Here is a 23,907-nt window from a genome sequence, read left to right as displayed (position 1 = left end):
AAAGGTGAAACGGGAGGCTTAAGCTACATCGGAAGCTCAGAGTCTTCAGGCCGGATACAAGCTTCTCCCGTTTCAGATAGCTGACAGCTAATCAGCTATCTGTTCAGGATACAAGGCCGGATAAGCGCAGCGCCATCCGGCATCTCTACGCCACATGTTCATAAGCATTTCTTATTTGGCACGATGTGAATTAACTTTAATAAATTACCGCCATTTTTTCGTTTGCTGAACCGATTTCGCAGTAATTGACGCCACGGGTTTTACGTGGCTTTATAAAAGACGGCTAAAAAGCAAAGTCCGAAAAATTTCACGTCACAGCAAGGCGGCAAACGAGCCCATTCCGCAGAACTGGCATACGGGCGAACGCAGCCACTGCCGCTGTGGCATGAAAGAGACAGGGCAATTACATTAAAGATGGGGTGTCTGGGGTCATATGAACGAACAATATTCCGCGTTGCGTAGTAATGTCAGTATGCTCGGCAAGGTGCTGGGAGAAACCATCAAGGATGCGCTGGGAGAACACATTCTTGATCGCGTAGAAACAATCCGTAAGCTATCCAAATCTTCACGCGCCGGCAATGAAGCTAATCGCCAGGAGCTGCTCACCACGCTACAAAATTTGTCTAATGACGAGCTGCTGCCAGTTGCGCGCGCGTTTAGTCAGTTCCTGAACCTGGCCAATACTGCCGAGCAATACCACAGCATTTCACCAAAAGGCGAAGCCGCCAGCAACCCGGAAGTGATTGCCCGCACTCTGCGCAAACTGAAAAACCAACCGGACCTCAACGACGCAACCATCAAAAAAGCGGTAGAGTCGCTGTCGCTGGAGTTGGTGCTAACCGCCCATCCGACAGAAATTACCCGCCGTACGCTTATTCACAAGATGGGTGAAATCAACAACTGTCTGAAACAGCTTGATAATACCGATATCGCCGACTACGAACGCCACCAGGTAATGCGTCGCCTGCGCCAGTTGATTGCCCAATCCTGGCATACGGATGAGATCCGCAAGCAGCGTCCAAGCCCGGTGGATGAAGCCAAATGGGGCTTCGCCGTGGTTGAGAACAGCCTGTGGCAGGGCGTACCTAACTATCTGCGTGAACTGAACGAACAGCTGGAAGAAAATCTCGGCTACAAATTGCCGGTGGATTTTGTGCCGGTACGTTTTACCTCCTGGATGGGCGGCGACCGTGACGGCAACCCGAACGTGACGGCGGATATCACCCGCCACGTACTCTTGTTAAGCCGCTGGAAAGCCACCGATCTGTTCCTGAAAGACATTCATGTTCTGGTATCAGAACTGTCGATGGTCGACGCCACGCCGGAGCTGCTGGCGTTAGTGGGCGAAGAAGGCGCGTCTGAGCCGTATCGCTACCTGATGAAAAAATTGCGCGCCCGTCTGATGGCGACCCAGTCCTGGCTGGAAGCGCGTCTGAAAGGCGAGAAGCTGCCCAAACCGGCTGGCCTGCTGACGCAAAACGAGCAGCTCTGGGAACCTCTGTACGCCTGCTACCAGTCGTTACAGGCCTGCGGCATGGGCATTATCGCCAACGGCGAGTTACTCGACACGCTCCGCCGCGTGAAGTGTTTCGGCGTACCGCTGGTGCGTATTGATATCCGCCAGGAAAGTACCCGCCATACTGAAGCGCTGGGCGAAATTACCCGCTACCTCGGTATTGGCGACTACGAAAGCTGGTCGGAAGCCGACAAGCAGGCCTTCCTGATCCGCGAACTGAACTCCAAACGTCCGCTGCTGCCGCGTAACTGGGAGCCGAGCAACGATACCCGCGAAGTGCTTGAAACCTGCAAGGTTATTGCCGAAGCGCCAAAAGGATCGATCGCCGCCTACGTAATTTCAATGGCGAAAACGCCGTCTGATGTGCTGGCTGTGCATCTGCTGCTGAAAGAGGCAGGTATCGGCTTTGCCATGCCGGTCGCGCCGCTGTTTGAAACCCTCGATGACCTGAACAATGCCGACGACGTGATGACCCAGTTGTTGAATATCGACTGGTATCGCGGACTGATTCAGGGTAAGCAGATGGTCATGATCGGCTACTCCGACTCGGCGAAAGACGCCGGCGTTATGGCCGCGTCATGGGCGCAGTATCAGGCGCAGGACGCCCTGATCAAAACCTGTGAAAAAGCTGGCATCGAGCTTACCCTCTTCCACGGCCGCGGCGGATCTATTGGCCGTGGCGGCGCGCCAGCCCACGCGGCGCTGCTTTCGCAACCGCCAGGCAGTCTGAAAGGCGGTCTGCGCGTGACCGAGCAGGGCGAGATGATCCGCTTCAAATACGGCCTGCCGGAAGTCACCGTCAGCAGCCTCTCGCTCTACACCAGCGCAATTCTGGAAGCAAACCTGCTGCCGCCGCCGGAACCGAAAGACAGCTGGCGTCATATTATGGATGAGCTTTCCGTCATCTCCTGTGAAACCTACCGCGGCTACGTGCGCGAAAATAAAGACTTTGTACCGTACTTCCGCTCCGCGACGCCGGAGCAAGAGTTGGGCAAATTGCCGCTCGGCTCACGTCCGGCGAAACGTCGTCCAACTGGCGGCGTCGAATCGCTGCGCGCGATTCCGTGGATCTTCGCCTGGACGCAAAACCGCCTGATGCTGCCAGCCTGGCTGGGCGCGGGTACTGCGCTGCAAAAAGTGGTGGAAGACGGTAAACAAAGCGAACTGGAAGCCATGTGCCGCGACTGGCCGTTCTTCTCCACGCGTCTTGGGATGCTGGAAATGGTATTCTCGAAAGCCGACCTGTGGCTGGCCGACTATTACGATCAGCGTCTGGTGGCGAAAACGCTATGGCCGCTGGGCAAAGAGCTACGAGACCTGCTGGAAGAAGACATTAAAGTGGTGCTGGCGATTGCCAACGATTCGCACCTGATGGCCGACTTACCGTGGATTGCGGAGTCCATTCAGTTAAGAAACGTTTATACCGATCCATTAAACGTGTTGCAGGCCGAGTTGCTGTATCGTTCCCGTCTGACTGAAGAGCAGGGCAAATCGCCCGATCCTCGCGTCGAACAGGCGTTGATGGTCACGATTGCGGGCGTCGCCGCCGGTATGCGCAACACCGGCTAACGCCAAAAGAAAGCCGCCCTCACGCAGTTATGTGGGGGCGGCATGAAATACTGCTGTCATCCTCGTCATTTTTTCAATATATTCCTGTCTGCATTTTATGCATTTGTAAATCTTTCTTAGCAAAACGTGCGGCATAAAGCAGGTTTGCTTCAGATTCTTTTAAGGTTCAGGCGTTACGTTTGGCGCTACGATTAAAGACAGGCTCTCATTATGCAATCCACATTACTCCAGACTAAACCCGCGTTTAGCTGGAAAGCCCTGGGCTGGGCACTGCTCTACTTTTGGTTCTTTTCCACCCTCCTGCAGGCCATTATTTATCTCACCGGATACAGCGGGACAAACGGTCTGCGGGATTCGCTACTGTACAGCTCACTGTGGCTGATCCCGGTCTTTCTGTTTCCAGGCCGCATCCGGGTTATTGCTGCCGTTATTGGCGTCGTACTTTGGGCCGCCTCGCTGGCGGCACTGAGCTATTACGTAATCTACGGGCAGGAGTTCTCGCAAAGCGTGCTGTTTGTGATGTTTGAAACCAACGCCAATGAAGCCAGCGAATATTTAAGCCAATATTTCAGTCTGAAAATTGTTCTTGTCGCGCTGGCTTATACGGTGGCGGCGATTTTGCTGTGGACACGTCTGCGCCCGGTTTATATTCCATCCCCCTGGCGTTATCTGGTGTCGTTTGCCCTGCTGTACGGGCTGATCCTCCATCCCATCGCGATGAATACCTTTATCAAGCATAAGTCGATGGAGAAAACGCTGGATAGCCTGGCGTCACGAATGGAGCCCGCCGCGCCGTGGCAATTTATTACTGGCTACTATCAGTACCGTTTACAGCTCGCCTCGCTGAATAAACTGCTGAATGAAAACGATGCCCTGCCACCGCTGGCTAACTTCCAGGACCACTCCGGCGATGCGCCGCGCACGCTGGTACTGGTGATTGGCGAATCGACCCAACGTGGCCGTATGAGCCTGTACGGTTATCCGCGCGAAACCACGCCGGAACTGGACGCGCTGCATAAAACCGACCCCGGGCTGACCGTGTTTAATAACGTGGTAACTTCGCGACCATACACCATTGAGATTCTGCAACAGGCGCTAACGTTCGCGGACGAAAAGAACCCGGACTGGTATCTGACGAAGCCATCGCTGATGAATATGATGAAACAGGCCGGGTATAAAACCTTCTGGATCACTAACCAGCAGACGATGACGGCGCGTAATACCATGCTGACCGTGTTCTCTAAGCAGACTGATAAGCAGTTCTATATGAACCAGCAGCGCACTCAAAGCGCACGCGAATATGACAGCAACGTGCTGGCGCCGTTTAAAGCGGTGTTAGCCGACCCGGCGCCGAAAAAATTCATTATTGTGCATCTGCTGGGAACGCACATTAAATACAAGTTCCGCTATCCAGAAAACCAGGGCAAGTTTGATGGTAAAACTGACCATGTTCCGCCGGGATTAAGCAGTGACGAGCTGGAATCGTATAACGATTACGACAACGCGAACCTGTATAACGACTATGTTGTCGCCAGCCTGATTAAGGACTATAAAGCGACCGATCCGAACGGTTTCCTGCTTTACTTCTCCGATCACGGTGAAGAAGTGTATGACACGCCGCCGCATAAGACGCAGGGACGAAACGAAGATTCGCCAACCCGTCATATGTATACGGTGCCGTTCCTGCTGTGGACCTCAGAGAAATGGCAGGCAGCGCATCCGCGCGACTTCTCACAGGATGTCGATCGTAAGTACAGCAGTTCCGAGCTTATCCATACCTGGTCGGACTTAGCGGGCCTGACCTATGATGGCTACGACCCGACGCGTTCCATCACCAACCCGCAGTTCAAAGAGACCACGCGCTGGATTGGCAACCCGTATAAGAAAAACGCGCTGATTGATTATGATACGTTGCCGTATGGCGATCAGGTCGGTAATCAATAGCCTATATGCTGCCCGATAACGCTAACGCTTATCGGGCCTGGCGTTCTTCTCTCCCGTAGTCCGGATAAGGCGCAAAGCGCCGCCATCCGGCAATAATCGCTTGAGGACATCGGTTTTCGACGTTACTGTTTCCTCTGTTTGCGATCGGCAGGGGATTATCATGTATCACGACGTCAGCCACCTTCTCTCCCGTCTCATCAACGGCCCGCTGCCGCTGCGCCAGATTTATTTTGCCAGCGCCAGCGGCCCAGCGCCGGAACTGGCGTACCAGGTGGATTTTCCGCGGCTGGAGATTGTGCTGGAGGGCGAGCTTACTGACATGAGCATTACCGCCCCGCTCATTCCTTGCGATGTTCTCTACGTTCCGGCTGGCGGCTGGAACATCCCGCAATGGCAAACGCCCGTCACCACCCTGAGCATTCTGTTTGGCAAACAGCAGTTAGGTTTCAGCGTAGTCCACTGGGATGGTCAGCAGCATCAAAACCTCACGAAACAGCACGTTGCGCGCCGCGGCCCGCGTATCGGCTCGTTCCTGTTACAAACGCTTAATGAGATGCAGATGCAGCCGCAAGAGCAGCAAACGGCCAGATTGATTGTCGCCAGCCTACTAAGCCATTGCCGCGATCTGCTCGGCAGCCAAATCCAGACCGCCTCCCGCAGCCGCGCGCTTTTTGAAGCCATTCGGGAGTATATTGATGAACGCTACGCCGCGCCGTTGACGCGCGAATCGGTAGCACAAGCGTTTTATATCTCGCCAAATTACCTCTCGCACCTGTTCCAGAAAACGGGGGCCATCGGCTTTAACGAATACCTGAACCATACGCGACTGGAACACGCCAAAACGTTGCTGAAGGGCTATGACCTGAAAGTGAAAGAGGTGGCGCACCGTTGCGGCTTTGTCGACAGTAACTATTTCTGCCGCCTGTTTCGCAAAAATACGGAACGCTCGCCGTCGGAGTATCGCCGCCAGTATCACAGCCAGCTAACGGAGAAATAATCCACACGCCAGTAAAGAGAATACAGTAGATAAAACGCGCATTTACTGGATTATTGTAATATCAATACAAAAACCTCACTCCCCCACATGGCATACAACAGCACGTTATACGTTAATCATCACCAACTTGTGAAGTAAATCACACTTTACCAAGGGCATCACATTTGTCCAGTTTTTGGCAGATTTGTCACATAGCGCATCCGGGTAACGCTCCTTTATCCTGTCCATAACGAAAGCTCACGAAGAGAAAGACTATGGAACTCTATCTGGATACCGCTAACGTGGCGGAAGTTGAACGTCTGGCGCGCATTTTCCCGATTGCCGGCGTCACCACCAATCCAAGCATTGTGGCAGCCAGCAAAGAATCTATCTGGGATGTGCTGCCCAGGCTGCAAAACGCCATCGGCGAAGAAGGCACTTTATTTGCGCAGACCATGAGCCGCGACGCGAAAGGGATGGTGGAAGAAGCCAAACGACTGAATAACGCCATCCCCGGCATTGTGGTGAAAATTCCGGTGACCGCCGAAGGTCTTGCAGCGATTAAATTGCTGAAAAAAGAAGGCATCGTGACGCTGGGCACCGCCGTCTACAGCGCGTCGCAGGGCCTGCTGGCGGCGCTGGCGGGCGCAAAATATGTCGCTCCCTACGTCAACCGCGTTGATGCGCAGGGCGGCGATGGCATTCGTATGGTTCAGGAGCTGCAAACGCTACTGGAGCATCACGCGCCCGACAGCATGGTACTAGCGGCCAGCTTTAAAACGCCGCGGCAGGCGCTGGATTGCTTACTGGCAGGTTGCCAGGCGATTACCCTTCCTTTAGATGTAGCGCAACAAATGCTCAATACGCCTGCGGTAGAGTCGGCAATAGAGAAGTTTGAGCAAGACTGGAAAAACGCTTTTGGTAATCTGAACCTGTAGGAGAGAAATGTATGGATCGCATTATTCAGTCACCAGGTAAGTATATTCAGGGTGCAAACGTCATCGCGCGTCTTGGCGATTATTTAAAACCAATGGCGAACAACTGGCTGGTTGTGGGCGATAAATTCGTGCTGGGATTTGCCGAAGAGACGCTGCGCAAAAGCCTGACGGATGCCGGTTTGTCAGTAGAAATCGCCCCGTTTGGCGGCGAATGTTCGCAAAATGAGATCGACAGGCTGCGCGCCGTCGCCGAAAAAAGTCAGTGTGGCGCCGTACTGGGTATCGGCGGCGGTAAAACGCTGGATACTGCCAAAGCGCTGGCGCACTTTATGAACGTCCCGGTCGCTATCGCGCCGACCATCGCCTCTACCGACGCACCGTGCAGCGCACTCTCGGTTATTTATACCGATGCCGGTGAGTTTGACCGTTATCTGCTGCTGCCGCATAACCCGAATATGGTTATTGTCGATACGCAGATAGTGGCGGGCGCGCCGGCGCGTCTGCTGGCAGCCGGTATCGGCGATGCGCTGGCGACCTGGTTTGAAGCGCGCGCCTGCTCACGCAGCGGCGCCACCACAATGGCGGGCGGCAAGTGTACACAGGCCGCGCTGGCGCTGGCGGAGCTATGCTATAACACGCTGATCGAAGAAGGCGAAAAAGCCATGTTGGCCGCCGAACAGCACGTCGTCACGCCAGCGCTGGAACGCGTCATCGAAGCCAACACCTACCTGAGCGGGGTCGGTTTTGAAAGCGGCGGTCTGGCCGCAGCGCACGCGATTCATAACGGTTTAACGGCGATTCCGGATGCGCACCACTATTATCACGGTGAGAAGGTCGCTTTCGGTACGCTGACGCAACTGGTGCTGGAAAACGCGCCGGTCGAAGAAATCGAAACCGTTGCGGCACTGTGCCATTCCGTTGGCCTGCCGATTACGCTGGCGCAACTGGATATTAAACAGGATATCCCGGCCAAAATGCGCACCGTCGCGGAAGCCTCCTGCGCAGAAGGTGAAACTATTCATAACATGCCTGGCGGCGCAACGCCGGATGAAGTGTACGCCGCGCTGCTGGTCGCCGACCAGTACGGTCAACGCTTCTTGCAGGAATGGGAATAAGGTCTGAGCAATACTCCTGACGATAGCCAGGAGTATTTCAGCTTGCTGACCCAACAGAATTCATTTGCCGAATATCGACACAGGCACCTTATCTGGCCTTGTTATCCAATCATCCAGGCCGGGTAAGCGAAGCGCCATCATCAGGTATTCCATAGCCTGGAATCAGTCCATTTTGTCCTGAAATAGACTTTTTTGTCACGCACCATTCTCTCCGCGGAAAGTCAAATGACGTACTGACACACTTCACGGACGAAGAAGATGAAATTCGCACAGGCACTTATCGGTATTCTTGCTGCTTTTTTTATTAGCCATATCTCTCATCATTCGCCACGCTCTGATACCAGACCAATAACCGTTCAGGCGCAAACTAATGCTGCAATCGCCCAAAGTGCCGGGACGCAAATAGGTAAGACGCTATTTTATGATGCTGCCTATGTTCGTCTGGATTATCCGAATGGCGATCTTCCGCTGGAGCGTGGCGTATGTGCAGATGTCGTCATCCGCGCGCTACGCAGTCAGCAGGTTGATTTACAGAAACGGGTACATGAAGACATGCAGGCGCATTTCTCTGCCTACCCGAATAACTGGAAGCTGAAACGCCCGGACAGCAATATCGACCATCGCCGCGTTCCGAATCTGGAAACCTGGTTCCAGCGTCAAAACAAAGCGTTGCCGGTGACAGATAAATATAGCGATTATCAACCGGGAGATATTGTCTCCTGGCGGCTGGATAACGGCCTTGCGCATATTGGCGTGGTGTCCCTGAACGTCACGCCTGAAGGGGTGCCGCTGGTTGTGCATAACATAGGCGCGGGAGCACAGGAGGAAGATGTATTATTTAACTGGAAAGTAACGGGGCATTTTCGTTATTTTTCGCATTAAACGCGGAAAACGTCAGCGACTACCGAATAGCAGCCGCTGACGAATTAACCTATCAGATTATTGCAGATCGAAACGGTCCAGGTTCATCACTTTCACCCATGCCGCGACGAAGTCCTTCACAAACTTCTCGTGCGCATCGCTACACGCGTAAACTTCCGCCAGCGCGCGCAGTACGGAGTTGGAACCAAACACCAGATCGGCGCGGGTCGCCGTGTATTTCACCTCGCCAGTCAGACGATCCCGGCCTTCGAACAGCTCATTAGATTCGTCGGTCGGTTTCCACTCGTAACGCATATCCAGCAGATTAGCGAAGAAGTCTGTGCTGAGCACGCCCGGTCTGTCGGTAAAGACACCGTTCTGGCTGCCGTCAAAGTTGGTTCCCAGCACACGCATCCCGCCAACCAGTACCGTCATTTCCGGCGCGGTCAACGTTAACTGCTGCGCTTTATCAATCAACAGCGATTCGGTCGTCGACACATCCAGACGCGCACGATAGTTACGGAATCCATCGGCAATCGGTTCAAGCAGCGAGAACATCTCGATGTCGGTCTGATCCTGACGCGCATCCACCCGGCCCGGCGCAAAAGGTACGCTGATGCTGACACCCGCAGCAGCGGCCGCCTGCTCGATACCGACCACGCCCGCCAGCACAATAATATCGGCCAGCGAGGCTTTATTCGTCGTTTTCTGGATCTCTTCTAATACCGGCAGAACGCGAGCCGCAACGGCGTTGACATCCCAGTCGCGCTGAGGCGCTAATGCCAGACGCGCGCCGTTAGCGCCGCCACGCTTATCGCCGCCGCGGAAAGTAGACGCGGATGCCCAGGCAACCGAAACCATCTCGCTAATAGAAAGCCCGGATGCAGCGATCGCCGCTTTCAGGTTGATAATGTCTTCCTGCGTTGGCTGGTAGAGCGGTTGCGGCAACGGGTCCTGCCAGATCAGATCTTCTTTCGGCACTTCCGGTCCGATGTAACGCGCTTTTGGTCCCATATCTCTGTGCGTCAGTTTGAACCAGGCACGAGCAAAGGCTTCATTAAAGGCCTGCGGATCGTTAAGGAAACGACGGGAAATCTTCTCGAACTCCGGATCAAAACGCAGCGTCAGGTCGGTGACCAGCATAGTTGGCTTACGTTTTTTCGACGGATCGAACGGGTCCGGGATGATGTCCGGCGCGTCTACCGCTTCAAACTGGATAGCGCCAGCCGGACTACGGGTTTGTACCCACTCATATTTGAACAGGTTCTCGAAGAAATAGTTGCTCCACTGGGTCGGCGTCTGCGTCCAGACCACTTCCAGCCCGGAGGTGATAGCATCCGCGCCAACGCCACTACCATAGCTGCTGGCCCAACCTAAGCCCTGCGCTTCAATCGGCGCGGCTTCCGGATCGGCCCCTACATGGGATGCCGCTGCCGCGCCGTGGGTTTTACCGAGGGTATGCCCGCCAGCGATCAACGCCACGGTCTCTTCGTCGTTCATCCCCATATTGCCAAAGGTAGCGCGAATAGCGGCGGCGGCAGAAAGTGGTTCGCCGCTGTGATCCGGCCCTTCCGGGTTAACGTAGATAAGGCCCATCTCGGTCGCGCCCAGCGGCGCTTTTGCCAGCGCTTCAGGGTGCCGGTGAGTCAACCAGGCTTTTTCATCGCCCCAGTTCACATCCAGATCCGGTTCCCAGACATCTTCACGCCCGGCGCCAAAACCGAAGGTACGGAAGCCGGAGTTTTCCAGCGCCACGTTACCCGCCAGAATAAACAGGTCAGCCCAGGAAATTTTCTGGCCATATTTCTGCTTAATCGGCCACAACAAACGACGCGCCTTATCCAGGCTGACGTTATCCGGCCAGGAGTTAAGCGGCGCAAAACGCTGTTGACCACGACCCGCGCCGCCACGACCATCAATAGAACGGTAGGTGCCAGCGCCATGCCAGGCCATACGAATAAACAAACCGACATAGCTGCCCCAGTCGGCGGGCCACCACGGTTGTGAATCGGTCAGCAGCGCCTTGAGATCCCCTTTCAGGGCGGAGTAGTCTAACTTGCTAAACTCTTTGCGGTAGTCAAAGTCTTCACCCAGCGGGTTAGAACGGTTGGAATGTTGATTCAAAAGATCCACGCGAAGCTGGTTCGGCCACCAGTCGCGGCTGGCAGTCCCTGCGCCTGCGCTTCGGTCATGCCCCCCCTGATGGAAAGGACATTTTCCAGTGGATAACGTGTTATGGGTATCGTCGGTCGTGCTCATATCTCAGCTCCCTTTTAAAGTGTTACCGTTACGATATACACCAGGAGCAAATAGATATAGTTGAATTAATCCACAGATTCGATAGCTAATACCTTTTATATTTTTAGTTACAGAGATGTAGATCAATATGAGGTGTAATAAAGCTCCCGGCAGGGAGCTGGAGATTATAAACCGGGTCTTACGCCCAGCGTGTGGCAAATGGCATAACTCATTTCCGCACGATTCAACGTGTAGAAGTGGAAATCCTTCACTCCTTCGCGGCTTAAAATTTTCACCATGTCCATCGCAATGTTAGCGCCCACCAGCTTGCGGGTTTCTGCGTCATCATCCAGCCCCTCAAACATCAGTGACATCCAGGACGGAATGCGGACATTGGTCATATCGGCAAATTTTTTCGCCTGTTTAAAATTAGACACCGGTAAAATGCCGGGAATAATTTCTACGTCGATACCGGCGGAAACACAGCGGTCACGAAAACGCAGATAGCTTTCCACATCGAAGAAAAATTGGGTTATCGCGCGGTTAGCGCCAGCATCCACTTTACGCTTCAGATTAAGCAGATCGGCCTGCGCGCTTTTCGCTTCCGGATGTACCTCCGGATAGGCCGCTACTGAAATATCGAAATCGGCCACCTCTTTGAGCAAACCAACCAGATCGGCGGCGTACATCTCCGGCTTACCGCTGCCCGGCGGCAAATCGCCGCGCAAAGCAACAATGTGGCGGATACCGTTATTCCAGTAGTCGCGGGCGATGGTGCGCAGCTCATCGCGCGTGGCGTCAATACAGGTAAGGTGCGGCGCGGCCTCAAGCCCAGTACGCTCTTTAATGCCTTTAATAACGCTATGAGTGCGGTCACGTTCTCCAGAGTTGGCGCCATACGTTACCGAAACAAACTTCGGTTTCAGACTGCTCAGGCGATCGATGGAGTTCCACAGGGTTTGCTCCATTTCACTGGTGCGCGGCGGGAAAAATTCAAACGAAACGTTAATCTGACCCTGTACTTCCGCCAGGCTCTGATTCAGGGCTTCCCGCTGGTTGGCGTGAAAAAAGCTCATACCTTACCTCATCAATCGCATGTTATTATTTGTTGTGTTGTAAACATCTATCCGTTTAGACGTCCAGATGTAAAAATGACGGAAAAGCAGAAGGACGTCAACTGAAAAATCACGCCAAAGAATGAGGAATATTCAGCAAAGTTGAATTTTCTTCATGTCACGCCGCGACACTGAACGCGCCGCGGCAGGGGAAATTACTTCTTCACATCCGCAACGCGCATTCCTTTGAGCTGCTCATCCGTGATGGTGTTGCCCGCCTTGAAGTAATCGACTATCGCATTCGACACATAGTAGCCGCCGGAGGTATTCCGCGCCTGGCCTTCCGTGAATGCCGCAAAACCGTCGCCGCCGTCGGCAAGGAAGCTGTTGGTAGCGATGTGATAAACCGCCGCATCATCAATCGGCTTGCCATTGAGCGTCAGCACGGTAACCCGCTGGCCGACAGGTTTGCTGCTGTCATACTTCATCTCCAGCCCTTTAGACACCTGCAATACGCCGTTGCTTAAGCCAGCGCCATGCTCCATCAGGCTGCGCAATTGTTTACCGGTTAAATCCATCGTGACCAGTTCATTAGGGAACGGGAAGGTACTGATTACCGCCCCCATCGTCACCGCGCCAGCCGGGATTTCGTTGCGGATACCGCCAGAGTTAGTAAGCGCTAACTGGGTGTCTTTCCCCGCCGTAAAAAGCAGCGCATCCGCCGCCAGATTCCCCAGCGACGACGATTCGCCATACGCGCGGGTCAGCTCAACCGGCGACTGCGCCACCGTTTGCTGCACGACTTTATCGAGCTTTTTGTTCCAGCCGTCGATCACCTGTTTCGTTTGCGGATCTGGCTTCCACTCATCAGCAAAAATGGTCTTCAGCTCGAAGTTCTTCACGGTAAACTGATGCGGCTTTTCCTGGTAGTCCAGCACCAATTTGCCGACATCAATGCCGCCGCTGTCCGTTGAAAGAATCAGCGTATTACCGACTTTAATCGGTTCCGGCGTACCGACATGCGCGTGGCCGGTAATCAAAATATCCAGCCCTTTTACCTGACTTGCGGTCTGAATATCTTTATCCAGCGCGCGTCGCACATCGGTATTCCCCATGCTGGACTGGCGGGCCGGGGTGCCTTCGTGGATCAGCGCGACGGTCAGATCGACTTTACCTTTAAGTTCATCAATGTAACGTTGCAGCCACTTAATCTCATCGCGTGCCTCAATGCCCACGCGCGTCGCGGCGGATACCGTATCATTAAAAGCAAAGACACCGTGTAAGCCGATTACGCCAATCTTGACGCCATCTTTTTCAACAATGGTGTACGGCTTATCCCAGAAGGATTTACTGCTGTCCTCATAAAAAATATTGCCCTGCACGATAGGGAATTTTGCTCGGCTCAGTTGCAACAATGTATTGTCCCAGCCATGATCGAACTCATGATTACCGATAGTGGCAGCGTCATACTGCATGGTATTCAAAATATCGATAATCGCTTTACCCTTCGTCAGGCTGCTGATATACGGTCCGGTAAAGTAATCTCCGGCATCAAAAAACCACGTCGCCTTATTTTTGGCTTTTTCCTGCTTCACCAGCGTAGTGATATTGGCCCAACCGCCAATATCGCGTTTACCGTCAGCAATCCACGGCACTTTATAAGGCTCCACATGGGCGTGTAGATCGTTAGTGTAAATAATGGTGACATCTTTGGCGCAGGCCCAGAACGGCAGCGTGAACAAAATACCGGCAGCAAGCAGTTTTACTTTCATAAATAAGTCCCTTTCAGTCATATAAAGATTCGCTACGTTACGTTCTGAAAGGTTTTTTTATGTGAGAGTCCTCACACCCGCGTACCGTTTTATGAAGGCAGAATCAACGACCTGCCAAAATCGTTGGTAAAATGTATGCCGCCTCTGTTCACCATTAATGCCTGCAAAAGCGCTGGTTGTCGCAATCTTGGGCTGCCTGACTCGCCGGATTATGTGTGGCCGGACTATCGCCTGGGTTATCCGGCATTGCATTGTCGAGCCTGCGGCAGTTATCCGCCGCTCTTCAACGAGGGGGAATTTCGCCGCTGGGCGTCTGCTTATATCGCGCAATATGCCAAAGAGCATGGTCACTTTTGCCCCGACTGCTATCAAAAAACATGGATTCGTTATGGACGTAATCCCGGCGGAACGCAGCGACTTCAGTGCCAGTACTGTAAGAAAGTCTGGACGCCAAAACAGCACGCGCTGAATGTCGCCGAAACGCCGGAACAGATTTGCAGTATTCCGCTGCTCGTACCGTTTCAGGGAGCGAATGCCTTCCAGCAATTGTACTTTTTATTCAGTTTTGATGCTGTTCGCGGCAATATTCTTCACCTTTCCAGCAATTTCACGTTACTGTCTGCCGGAAAAAGTTTGCATTACCACTGGAAAGGAATTGCGCCGCCCGAGGGCGAGAAGGGCGATATTATTCACCGTATCGCCATTAAAGAACGGCAATTTTTACAGCGCAGTCAGTTCGATGAGATTCAGTATGGCCCGGCGGCGCTTAAACGTAACGCGCAAGGAACAATACTTCGCCCGGTCATTACGGCGCATGGTCATTTTCGGGTGCTGAAAAACCGTTTTCCTGATGTCACGACACACATCATTGCCCATGAGTGTTTTTTGCGCGGCGCGGTCATTACGGCATGGGCGGAGCGGTTTCGCCAGCGTCTCTCCTCGCTGTGGTTCGTTGAGGAAGAGATAAACGATGACGATTGCCGCGCAGAGTGGCAACTGTTAGGCAAAACATGGCAGGGATGGTGGCAAAATCAGTGGCAGCTCTGGGGGCAAGGTCACAACCGCAAAATGGTCTGTTCGTTAACCGGTTCCCACTTAGAACAAGGTGTCGCCGTTAATCTGGCGGCTAGTCGCCGCTTTGTTACCTGGCTATGGCAACAACCTGAATTCCAGCAAAGCGCCCACTATTCCGCCAAACGCGTCACGCAAATTCTGTATTTGCTGACGGAAAAATATAACTCACAATGGAATCACATTTAACCCAATGATGTAATGCCACGCATAAAAAATCACAGATTATCATTCAGAAGGCGCTATAGATTTAATCACCTCACATCCTACTTTTATACGCTGAAAAAGAATAGAACTATTTGATAAAATGGCCCTTCGTTTTAAGTTAAAATTGGCTATAAACGTTATTCACATAATCAATATTTATTATCAATTTAAATAGTTCTATACATTCTTATTTTCTATGGAAAACAAGGGATAAATATGGAAATTACTTTACCGTCAATGTCAGATAAAAAATGGACCTGCGCCGATCTCCTGAGTAGCTATCGATTCTGGGGGATCACTTTTTTCTTTTTGGTGCTCTCTTTTATCAGTTCGCTGGGATCGTCGTATGGTGTTTATTTTTGGAGTAAATCTCTGTCTATTCCAGCCGATCGTATTGGCGCCATTCTCGTTGGCGGCCAACTGGGATACCTCCTGGGTATGGTTGCCAGCTGGTTTGTCTGCCGTATAAAAAATTGTTACCCCTTCTACTTTGTTGCGCTCCTGTTAATCATTGGCGTGGTCTGTTCCTTCTGCATAAATGGCCCGTCTGACGTAGGCAGGCTTATCATAGCGCAGTTTTTAATTAATCTGGGTGTGGGGATCATAACGCTGTTAGTCCCCATGCTGCTTTTCAGCGCTATCGGCAGTGCTCAGACATTTGTTATTTTATTTAGCCTCTGCTTACTGTTCAAATTTATCATCGCTGGCTATCTGTCTATATTTATATACTCAATTCCTTATATAGGAATAATCGTAATTACTTTAGCGGTTATCGCGCTTTTGCTACTATTACCGCTCAAAAAAGAACTTTTCTATATTGCACCGCCCAAAAGGTTCTCATCAACCCAGCGACCTGAGTGCGCAGAACCCCTTGTCGTCGCATTATTGGCCTTTTTCATTCCATTTTATATTATTTATTGGTTCTTCAGAATTCACCGGGAAATGCAATTTGTGGCGCCTTCGCCCCGACTCATGACCGCATGTGGCGCGGGATGGCTGTCAGCCATTATGCCGTTTGGCACAGCCATATTGTGTCTGACGCTTAGCGACGAAATCCGCGCTCTGCTGGCGAATAAAAACGAAGATGGCGGAATACGAACCGGCTGGACACTATTCTGGGCGTTACTGCTGCCACCCGTCGGCGCGGCGATTATCCAGGCAAAAATGAACCGTTTTATTACCGCTAATACCGCGGATACTGCTGACAGAGGATAAACATGGAAGGTTTTGAGTTATTTCCAAAAATTAAAGGCGCGATCAAATGGATGGCCGAGCACAGTGACTCGGTAATTCATTTTGGCTGGAATGTTGTTGCCGCCATCATTCTACTTTTCATCGGTAAGTTAATAGCTCGCTTACTATCGAGGGGGCTGGAAAAATTACTTCTCAGGCGGCAAGTGGATGCCACTATTGTCCACTTTTTCTCCGCGCTGGTTCGCTACATCACGATAGCTTTCACGGCAGTAGCCGCTCTTGGCCGTGTCGGTATAGAAACCTCCTCAATTATTGCCGTTATCGGCGCGGCGGGTTTAGCCATTGGCCTGGCGCTGCAAGGGTCACTTTCCAACTTTGCCGCAGGCGTACTGCTTGTCTCCCTGCGTCCTTTCCGCGCCGGGGAAATTGTACAAATTGGCCTGGTTATCGGCACAGTAGAAAAGGTCCATATTTTCTCCACCACTCTGCTCACTGCGGATAGCAAAGAAGTTGTCATCCCGAATGGTAAAATTATTGCTGATAATATTATCAACTATTCACGACACCCCTATCGACGTATTGATCTGATTATTGGCGTGGATTACCAAAGCCGTATTGCTGACGTAAAAAGCGTGATACATCGTATTATTGAACAAGATCATCGCATTGATAAAACCCGCGATATTACGGTCCGCCTGGGCGAACTTGCGCCCTCTAGCCTGAATTTCTATGTTCGCGTATGGGTGCCCAACGCTCAGTACTGGAGTACTTACTACGATCTTCTGGAAAATATCAAGGAAGCAATGGATGAAAACGGCATCAATATTCCTTACCCCCGGATGGATGTCCGGGTTGAGAATGTAAAAAGCATCACGCCATAATGTTTCGTCAGCAATCGGATGGCGCTTCGTATATCAGTATCTACAGAATGACTGCATAACGTATTGATGAGGGAGCGAAGCGCAACCCGGCACTTCGCTCACGAACTTGCCTTTATTACAGCAACTGCGCCAGGCGGTTGATATCCGACTGAATCGCCCCGGCGGTCACATCTCGACCCGCGCCCGGCCCACGGATCACCAGCGGGTTATCGCGATACCAGCGGCTTTCAATAGCAAAGACATTATCGCACGGCAGCAGCGCCGCCAGCGGATGTTCCGGACGCACCGCTTCAACGCCGACGCGCGCTTTGCCATTGGCGTCGAAACGCGCCACGTAACGCAACACCAGCCCCAGTTCGCGGGCTGCCTCCAGACGCTGCACCATCTGTTCATTCAGCGCGTCGCCGTTTTCGAAAAAGTGATCGATAGACCCTTCTTCACAATGCGCCGGCACCAACGATTCTACACGCACCTGATCCGGCTCGATGTCGTATCCCGCCTCGCGCGCCAGAATCACCAGCTTACGCATGACATCTTTTCCGGAAAGATCGACGCGCGGATCGGGTTCGGTCAGCCCCTGCTGCCAGGCCTGATCCACCAGATCGGTAAACGGCACCGTGCCGTCAAATTGCAGGAACAGCCAGGATAGCGTCCCGGAGAAGATCCCGCTGATCGAGAGAATCGTATCGCCGCTGTCAATCAGATCCCGCACCGTGTGGTTGATCGGCAATCCCGCGCCCACGGTGGCGTTATACAGCCAGTAACGCCCGGTTTTTTCAAACGCGTCATGAATCTGGCGATACTTATCGCTGGCGCTTGCGCCCGCCAGTTTATTGGCGCTAATCACATGAAAACCGTGGCTGGCGAAATCCAGATACTGATCGGCCAGTTGCTCGCTTGCTGTCACATCCAGCACCACTAAATCATCATACGGATGCGCACGCATCCACAGGAATAGCGACTCTTCGTCCTGCTCAACGGCTTCATCATCAAAGAATGCCAGCGCGCGGCTGGCGTCCAGCCCTTCATAATTCAACAGGCTACGGCGGCTATCCACCACGCCCGCCAGCACAAATTCAAAACCAGTACGCGCGGAAAGCGTGCTTTGTTCACGGGCAAATAGTTCCAGCCAACGGGAGCCGATGTTCCCCTTACCGAACAGCATCAGGCCAATGCGTTTTTCGGCGCGGAAAACAGACTGGTGCAGCCCCTGAATCAGGCTCTCAGTCGGGCCGGTACGCAGCACCGCCACCAGACTGATGCCCTCCTCCGACTGCCAGGTAAACTCCACTGGCTGACCTTTCAACTGCTGCCAGAAGCGATGGCAGTGTAGCGGATTGCGAGTGACGCCCGCACCGACCATCGCCACCAGCGCCAGCCCCTGCCGCAGGCGCAATTCGCCCGGCAGCCCGACATCGTCGAGGAGTTTCAGTACGCTATCCGCTACCTCGGCGGTATAGCAGAACTGTAATAACTGGCGATCGCGATGCACGCCCACCGCCAGCGGACGCGCCTGCGCCCGTTTTAAAATGTGGTCGAGCTCTTTATGCGCCAGCCTGAAATCCTGGCTGGCGGGCACCTGAAACTCAATCAGACAGATATCATCGTGACTGGTCACGATACGCGCGCCCGTCCCGGAAGCCAGCACTCGTTCAATTCGGGTTGACCCTTGATCCGGCGTGTAGCTACAGCGCAACTGCAAATCGATATCGCTGCCGGACACTGGCTGTAGCGTACGGGCGTGCAGAACAGGCGCCGCCAGACGCGCCAGCTCGCTGGCTTCGTCCAGACGCAGCAACGGCAGCAGGCAGGCATCTTTCACTTTGCGCGGGTCGGCACTATAAACGCCCGCGACATCGCTCCAGATGGTCACGCGGGAAACGCCCGCCAGCGCGCCGATTTGCGTGGCGGAATAGTCGGAACCGTTCCGGCCTAACAGGACCGTTTCGCCGTCATGATTGCGGCTGATAAAGCCGGTCACGACCAGACGTTTGCCCGGATGCTGCGCCAGTAGCTGTTGCAATAAAGGATAAGATAGCCCTTCATCAACCTGCGGCTGTGCGGCGCGTTCGGCGCGTAAAAATGCGCGCGCGTCCAGCCAGGCGGCATCCAGCCCCTGCTGATTCAGGACGGCGGACATCAATCTCGCCGACCAAATTTCGCCGTGTCCGACAATCTCAGCATAGACGGCATCCGTTACGCCGCCGTCGAGCAAGGCGGCAAGACGTTCCAGATCGCTAATAAAAGCGCTAGTTAAGTCATCTGCCGCGTCGGCGGGAAGCAGCCCGCTAATCAGATCGCACTGGTAGCGGCGTAACGTCTGTAATACCTGATGCGCAGAAAGGCGATCGGTCTGGCTTAACTTGAGCCAGCTAATCAACTGGTTGGTGGTACTGCCTGCGGCGGACACTACCATCATATCGTCAGGCTGCGAATACTCCGCCATAATGCCTGCGACACGCAGGTAACACTTCACATCCGCCAGACTACTGCCGCCAAATTTATGCAGTTGACGACCTTTCGCCCCTGCCTGCGCAATCACACTCATGTTTACCCCTTGTTTGCAGCCCGGAAGCCATTTTCCAGGTCGGCAATTAAATCTTCGCCATCTTCAATACCGGTGGAGATACGCAGTAGCGTTTCGGAGATCCCGGCGGCGGCACGCGCCTGCGGCGACATACCGGCATGCGTCATGGTGGCGGCGTGAGAGATCAAACTTTCCACTCCCCCTAAAGATTCCGCCAGCGTAAACAGCGACAGCCCGCCCAGAAAACGACGCAGCGTCTCCTCATCCCCATCCAGTTCAAAACTCAACATTGCGCCAAAGCCTTTTTGCTGGCGCGCGGCAATTTCATGCCCCTGATTTTCCGGCAGCGACGGGTGATACAGTTTTTTCACCAACGGCTGGGTTTGCAGATATTTCACAATCGCCTGCGCGTTGCGCTGCGCCAGCTCCATACGCGGCACCAGAGTTCGCAAACCGCGCAGCAGCAGATAGCTATCAAACGCCCCGCCAGTGACGCCAATATTATTCGCCCACCACGCCAGTTCAGTGACCATTTCCGGATCTTTAGCAATCACCACGCCGGCCACGACATCCGAATGACCGTTGAGATATTTCGTGCATGAATGCAACACCAGATCGGCACCCAACGCCAGCGGATTTTGCAGCGCCGGGCTTAAAAACGTGTTATCAACGACGCTCACTGCGCCCGCCTCGCGCGCCAGCCGACAGATTTTCGCAATATCCACCACGCGTAACAATGGATTACTTGGACTTTCTACCAGTACCAGCTTCGGTTTTTCTTCCAGCGCCGCCTGTAAGGCGCGTTCATCGCCCTGATCGACAAACCGCACACGATAACAGCCGCGTGTCGCCAGACTGTCAAACAGACGATAACTGCCGCCATAGCAATCATGCGGCGCGACCAGCAGATCGCCCGGCTTGAGGAAAACTGTGGTGACCAGATGAATCGCCGACATGCCGGTATTCGTCAATACCGCGCCCGCGCCGCCTTCCAGTTCCGCTAATGCGCGCTGAACCACATCACGCGTGGGATTACCGCGGCGGGAATAATCATGCGCGCGCGGCTCATTGAAACCGGTAAAGTTATAGGTACTGGAGAGATGGATTGGCGGCACAACGCAGCCGTATTGTTCGTCATCGTTTAATCCGCTACGCACTGCGATAGTGGCCTGTTTACGCGTCATATGAAGATATTCCTGGCTGAGTCGGTGAAAGTCAGGCCACAGATTAACCACTACCACAATAGACGTCAATACATCTGGACATCTAAACTTCTTTGCGTATAGATTGAGCAAACCGCAAATAGCCGTTAAAATTATATGCATTAGCGCACATCTGCGACCGCTAACTTCGTGTCAGGGCCGCGCCACTACGGTAAACTACGCGCGATTATGGTCCGGGCTCAGGTTCAGACCTCAATATTAATGACGAAGAGGATTAAGTATCTCATGGCTGAATGGAGCGGCGAATATATCAGCCCATACGCTGAGCACGGTAAGAAGAGTGAGCAAGTCAAAAAAATTACGGTTTCCATTCCTCTGAAGGTGTTAAAAATCCTCACCGATGAACGTACGCGTCGTCAGGTGAACAACCTGCGCCACGCCACCAACAGCGAGCTGTTGTGTGAAGCATTTCTGCACGCCTTTACCGGGCAACCCTTGCCGGATGATGCCGATCTGCGAAAAGAGCGCAGCGATGAAATCCCGGAAGCGGCAAAAGAGATCATGCGTGAGATGGGGATTGACCCGGAAACGTGGGAATACTGATAGCAAAGCATGCGGTCAGAACGCCTCTGGCCGCGCTTTTTTAACGATTCCCCCTGTACACAGCTATCTCCGACATTTTTCTAACCGTTCATCTTCCCGAATAGCCCTCAGTGGATAAATTTGTCAGACATGATAAGTTTCTCTTCGTTATTTTCCTGCAAAAAATTCCCGACATGCCATAACCGATATAATTTTATTATATTTAAACTTCCAATATTTATTTAATGTTTCACGTAGCAAAGCGTACATGAATAATAATACACCGCCATATATTTACTGAACAAATAGTATAACGATAAGTATTGTTAAAAAGACCATGGACACCTCATATTTGTGACCAACATCATTATTCCCCTCCGCGGATTGTTTTACTTTTTTAAATGTTTTTTCATCTCCGATAAATAAGAAGGTTAATATACATTCATTTTATCGATAATATCGAATGGGGAAATAAATATGTTATTTACAAGGAAAGTCTTACCTGTATTATGCTGCCTGTGTTTGAGCGGCAGCGTTTTGGCCTCAGGTGTTTTAGACCCAAACAGGCCAATGGTCGCATCAGCAGATGTCATTCCAGTCCATGAGGGGCCATTAGGTATGGTCGATGTCGCCCCCTACGGCGGCGTTTTCCCATTAACAGCAATCATTAATAAAGCCAATCATAATGTACAGAACGTGAAGGTTACCGTTTTAGGGAAAGGGGAAAAAGGTATCCCGATCAGTTATGATGTCGGCCCGCAGGCTATAAATACCCATGACGGCATACCTGTATTTGGCTTGTATCCAGATTATGTCAATAAAGTTAAAGTTGACTGGACTGAAGAAGGTAAAAAACAAACTTATACGTGGTCCATTTACGCCGCACCGGTATCATTACCCTCTACTACCGGGCAAACTGCCGTTCTTCCTACGGTAGAACCGGTTAAAGTCGATAGCTCGCTTAAAAATCGCTTATATCTTTTTAACCATATAACGGGGATGCCAAGAGCCGGCCACATTATGCATGTCGCAGGCGGCGCGGCGAACTGGGATTATACCGGTATCAACTGGATTAGCGATACGAATGGCGATGTTCGCGGCTATATGAATATTGATAAATTCCGTAACCAGGATGATATAACACGCTTTGGTTCCATGATGAGCTTCCATCAGGTTAACGATGGCAATCTTATTTTTGGCCAGGGTCAACGTTACTTTAAATATGATTTCTTAGGCCGCGTTATTTCCGATAAACGACTGCCAAAAGGATTTATTGATTTTTCGCACGCCATTACCGAAACGCCGAAAGGCACCTACCTGCTGCGTGTCGCAAAAGAAAATTATCCATTAAATGGTAAATACACCATCAATACTGTGCGTGATCATATTCTTGAAGTTGACCAGAACGGCGATACCGTCGATTACTGGGATCTGCCAAAAATCCTCGACCCCTATCGTGACGACGTTATTCTGGCGATGGATCAGGGAGCGGTATGTTTGAGCGTCGATGCCGAACATTCCGGTCAGGTCATGACCAAAGAGCAGCTTGCAAAACAACCCTTCGGCGATATCGCGGGCTCCGGCCCGGGCCGCAACTGGGCGCATGTTAACTCCGTCAGCTACGATCCTCGCGACGACAGCATTATCATTAGCTCGCGCCACCAGTCTGCCATCATCAAAATTGGCCGCGATAAAAAAGTGAAATGGATACTTTCCGATCCATCCGGCTGGAAAGGCGAACTGGCGAAAAAAGTGCTGAAACCCGTAGACAGCAACGGTAAACCGCTAACCTGCGAAGCTCACCACTGCGACGGTGGATTTGACTGGACATGGACACAACATACCGGTTGGTTAGTGCCATCCAAAAGCACCGGAGGTAAAACCGTCGTGACCGCCTTTGATAACGGCGATGCGCGCGGCATGGAACAACCGGCCATGCCGTCAATGAAATATTCCCGCGGCGTGGAATATCAGATTGACGAAAAAAATATGACGGTTTCCCAAATGTGGGAATATGGTAAAGAGCGCGGTTTTGACTGGTACAGCGCCATTACTTCCGTCACGGAATATCGCCCGGAAACCAAAACGATGTTCATGTACTCGGCCACAGCGGGAATGAGCGGTACAAAACCGATCGTTTCCGTTCTGGATGAAGTCAAAGACGGTACTCAGGATGTGATGCTGGAGCTAAAAGTACACAGTAACCGTGCCGGTATGCTGGGTTATCGGGCGCTGATTATCGATCCAGAGCAGATGTTTAAAAAATAAAGCGAGATAGTAAAAGTAAAACAGGCGGAA

Annotated in this window: 16 protein-coding genes; 11 read left to right on the top strand and 5 right to left on the bottom strand. The window is 52.5% G+C overall.

Going from position 1 to position 23,907, the window contains the following annotated elements; translation table 11 throughout:
• The first annotated feature begins 433 nt into the window (after nt 1-433).
• From ppc to J4650_RS20320, 6 genes are all read left to right on the top strand, one after another.
• Nucleotides 434-3,085 carry a phosphoenolpyruvate carboxylase gene (gene ppc / locus J4650_RS20345; RefSeq protein WP_001005548.1) on the top strand — a complete coding sequence of 884 codons (2,652 nt, stop codon included), beginning with the start codon at nt 434-436 and terminating at the stop codon, nt 3,083-3,085.
• A 210-nt stretch (nt 3,086-3,295) separates the two neighbouring features.
• On the top strand, nt 3,296-5,029 hold the full coding sequence (locus J4650_RS20340) for a phosphoethanolamine transferase CptA (RefSeq protein ID WP_001192092.1): 1,734 nt from the start codon (nt 3,296-3,298) through the stop codon (nt 5,027-5,029).
• Between the two features lie 160 nt (nt 5,030-5,189).
• Entirely contained in the window at nt 5,190-6,026 is an 837-nt protein-coding gene (locus J4650_RS20335) for an AraC family transcriptional regulator (protein ID WP_000274595.1), read from the top strand.
• A gap of 254 nt (nt 6,027-6,280) precedes the next feature.
• Nucleotides 6,281-6,943, top strand: a complete 663-nt coding sequence (gene fsa, locus J4650_RS20330; protein ID WP_000424866.1) for a fructose-6-phosphate aldolase — start codon at nt 6,281-6,283, stop codon at nt 6,941-6,943.
• An 11-nt stretch (nt 6,944-6,954) separates the two neighbouring features.
• Nucleotides 6,955-8,058 carry a glycerol dehydrogenase gene (locus tag J4650_RS20325; RefSeq protein ID WP_000374031.1) on the top strand — a complete coding sequence of 368 codons (1,104 nt, stop codon included), beginning with the start codon at nt 6,955-6,957 and terminating at the stop codon, nt 8,056-8,058.
• Between the two features lie 258 nt (nt 8,059-8,316).
• Entirely contained in the window at nt 8,317-8,940 is a 624-nt protein-coding gene (locus tag J4650_RS20320; RefSeq protein ID WP_000666689.1) for a DUF1287 domain-containing protein, read from the top strand.
• Between the two features lie 57 nt (nt 8,941-8,997).
• Here the strand turns inward: J4650_RS20320 and katG are convergent, their stop codons facing one another.
• The 3 genes from katG to J4650_RS20305 form a co-directional block, all read right to left on the bottom strand.
• Nucleotides 8,998-11,178 carry a catalase/peroxidase HPI gene (katG, locus tag J4650_RS20315; protein ID WP_000108105.1) on the bottom strand — a complete coding sequence of 727 codons (2,181 nt, stop codon included), beginning with the start codon at nt 11,176-11,178 and terminating at the stop codon, nt 8,998-9,000.
• Between the two features lie 164 nt (nt 11,179-11,342).
• Nucleotides 11,343-12,233 (bottom strand): methylenetetrahydrofolate reductase, encoded by an 891-nt coding sequence (metF, locus tag J4650_RS20310; protein WP_000007507.1) that lies wholly within the window; start codon nt 12,231-12,233, stop codon nt 11,343-11,345.
• A 194-nt stretch (nt 12,234-12,427) separates the two neighbouring features.
• Nucleotides 12,428-13,984 (bottom strand): bifunctional UDP-sugar hydrolase/5'-nucleotidase, encoded by a 1,557-nt coding sequence (locus J4650_RS20305; protein ID WP_000865260.1) that lies wholly within the window; start codon nt 13,982-13,984, stop codon nt 12,428-12,430.
• 135 nt (nt 13,985-14,119) lie between these two features.
• Between J4650_RS20305 and J4650_RS20300 the strand changes: the two genes are divergently transcribed.
• The 3 genes from J4650_RS20300 (at nt 14,120) to mscS (ending at nt 17,337) form a co-directional block, all read left to right on the top strand.
• Entirely contained in the window at nt 14,120-15,244 is a 1,125-nt protein-coding gene (locus J4650_RS20300; protein WP_001134811.1) for a hypothetical protein, read from the top strand.
• A 234-nt stretch (nt 15,245-15,478) separates the two neighbouring features.
• On the top strand, nt 15,479-16,477 hold the full coding sequence (locus J4650_RS20295; RefSeq protein ID WP_023993650.1) for a hypothetical protein: 999 nt from the start codon (nt 15,479-15,481) through the stop codon (nt 16,475-16,477).
• A gap of 2 nt (nt 16,478-16,479) precedes the next feature.
• Nucleotides 16,480-17,337, top strand: a complete 858-nt coding sequence (gene mscS, locus J4650_RS20290) for a small-conductance mechanosensitive channel MscS (protein ID WP_000398251.1) — start codon at nt 16,480-16,482, stop codon at nt 17,335-17,337.
• 115 nt (nt 17,338-17,452) lie between these two features.
• On the opposite strand, the gene J4650_RS20285 is transcribed toward mscS, so the two are convergent.
• Nucleotides 17,453-19,885: a bifunctional aspartate kinase/homoserine dehydrogenase II gene (locus tag J4650_RS20285; protein WP_000110805.1), complete on the bottom strand. Its 2,433-nt coding sequence runs from the start codon at nt 19,883-19,885 to the stop codon at nt 17,453-17,455.
• Nucleotides 19,886-19,887: 2 nt separating this feature from the next.
• Complete coding sequence (metB, locus tag J4650_RS20280; RefSeq protein WP_000197213.1) at nt 19,888-21,048, bottom strand: cystathionine gamma-synthase; 1,161 nt, start codon at nt 21,046-21,048, stop codon at nt 19,888-19,890.
• A gap of 264 nt (nt 21,049-21,312) precedes the next feature.
• On the opposite strand from metB, the gene metJ reads away from it, so the two are divergent.
• Together metJ and J4650_RS20270 are read left to right on the top strand one after the other, a co-directional pair.
• A complete protein-coding gene (gene metJ, locus J4650_RS20275; protein WP_000852811.1) occupies nt 21,313-21,630 on the top strand; it encodes a met regulon transcriptional regulator MetJ in 318 nt (105 codons plus the stop codon).
• 456 nt (nt 21,631-22,086) lie between these two features.
• A complete protein-coding gene (locus J4650_RS20270) occupies nt 22,087-23,877 on the top strand; it encodes an aryl-sulfate sulfotransferase (protein ID WP_000899644.1) in 1,791 nt (596 codons plus the stop codon).
• The last annotated feature ends 30 nt before the right edge of the window (nt 23,878-23,907 follow it).

The organism is Salmonella sp. 32120201201600049SM, from assembly GCF_017572835.1.
Lineage (GTDB): Bacteria > Pseudomonadota > Gammaproteobacteria > Enterobacterales > Enterobacteriaceae > Salmonella > Salmonella enterica.
The sequence above is the reverse complement of the archived record's forward strand: the minus strand, read 5'-3'. Positions and strand labels throughout refer to the sequence as shown.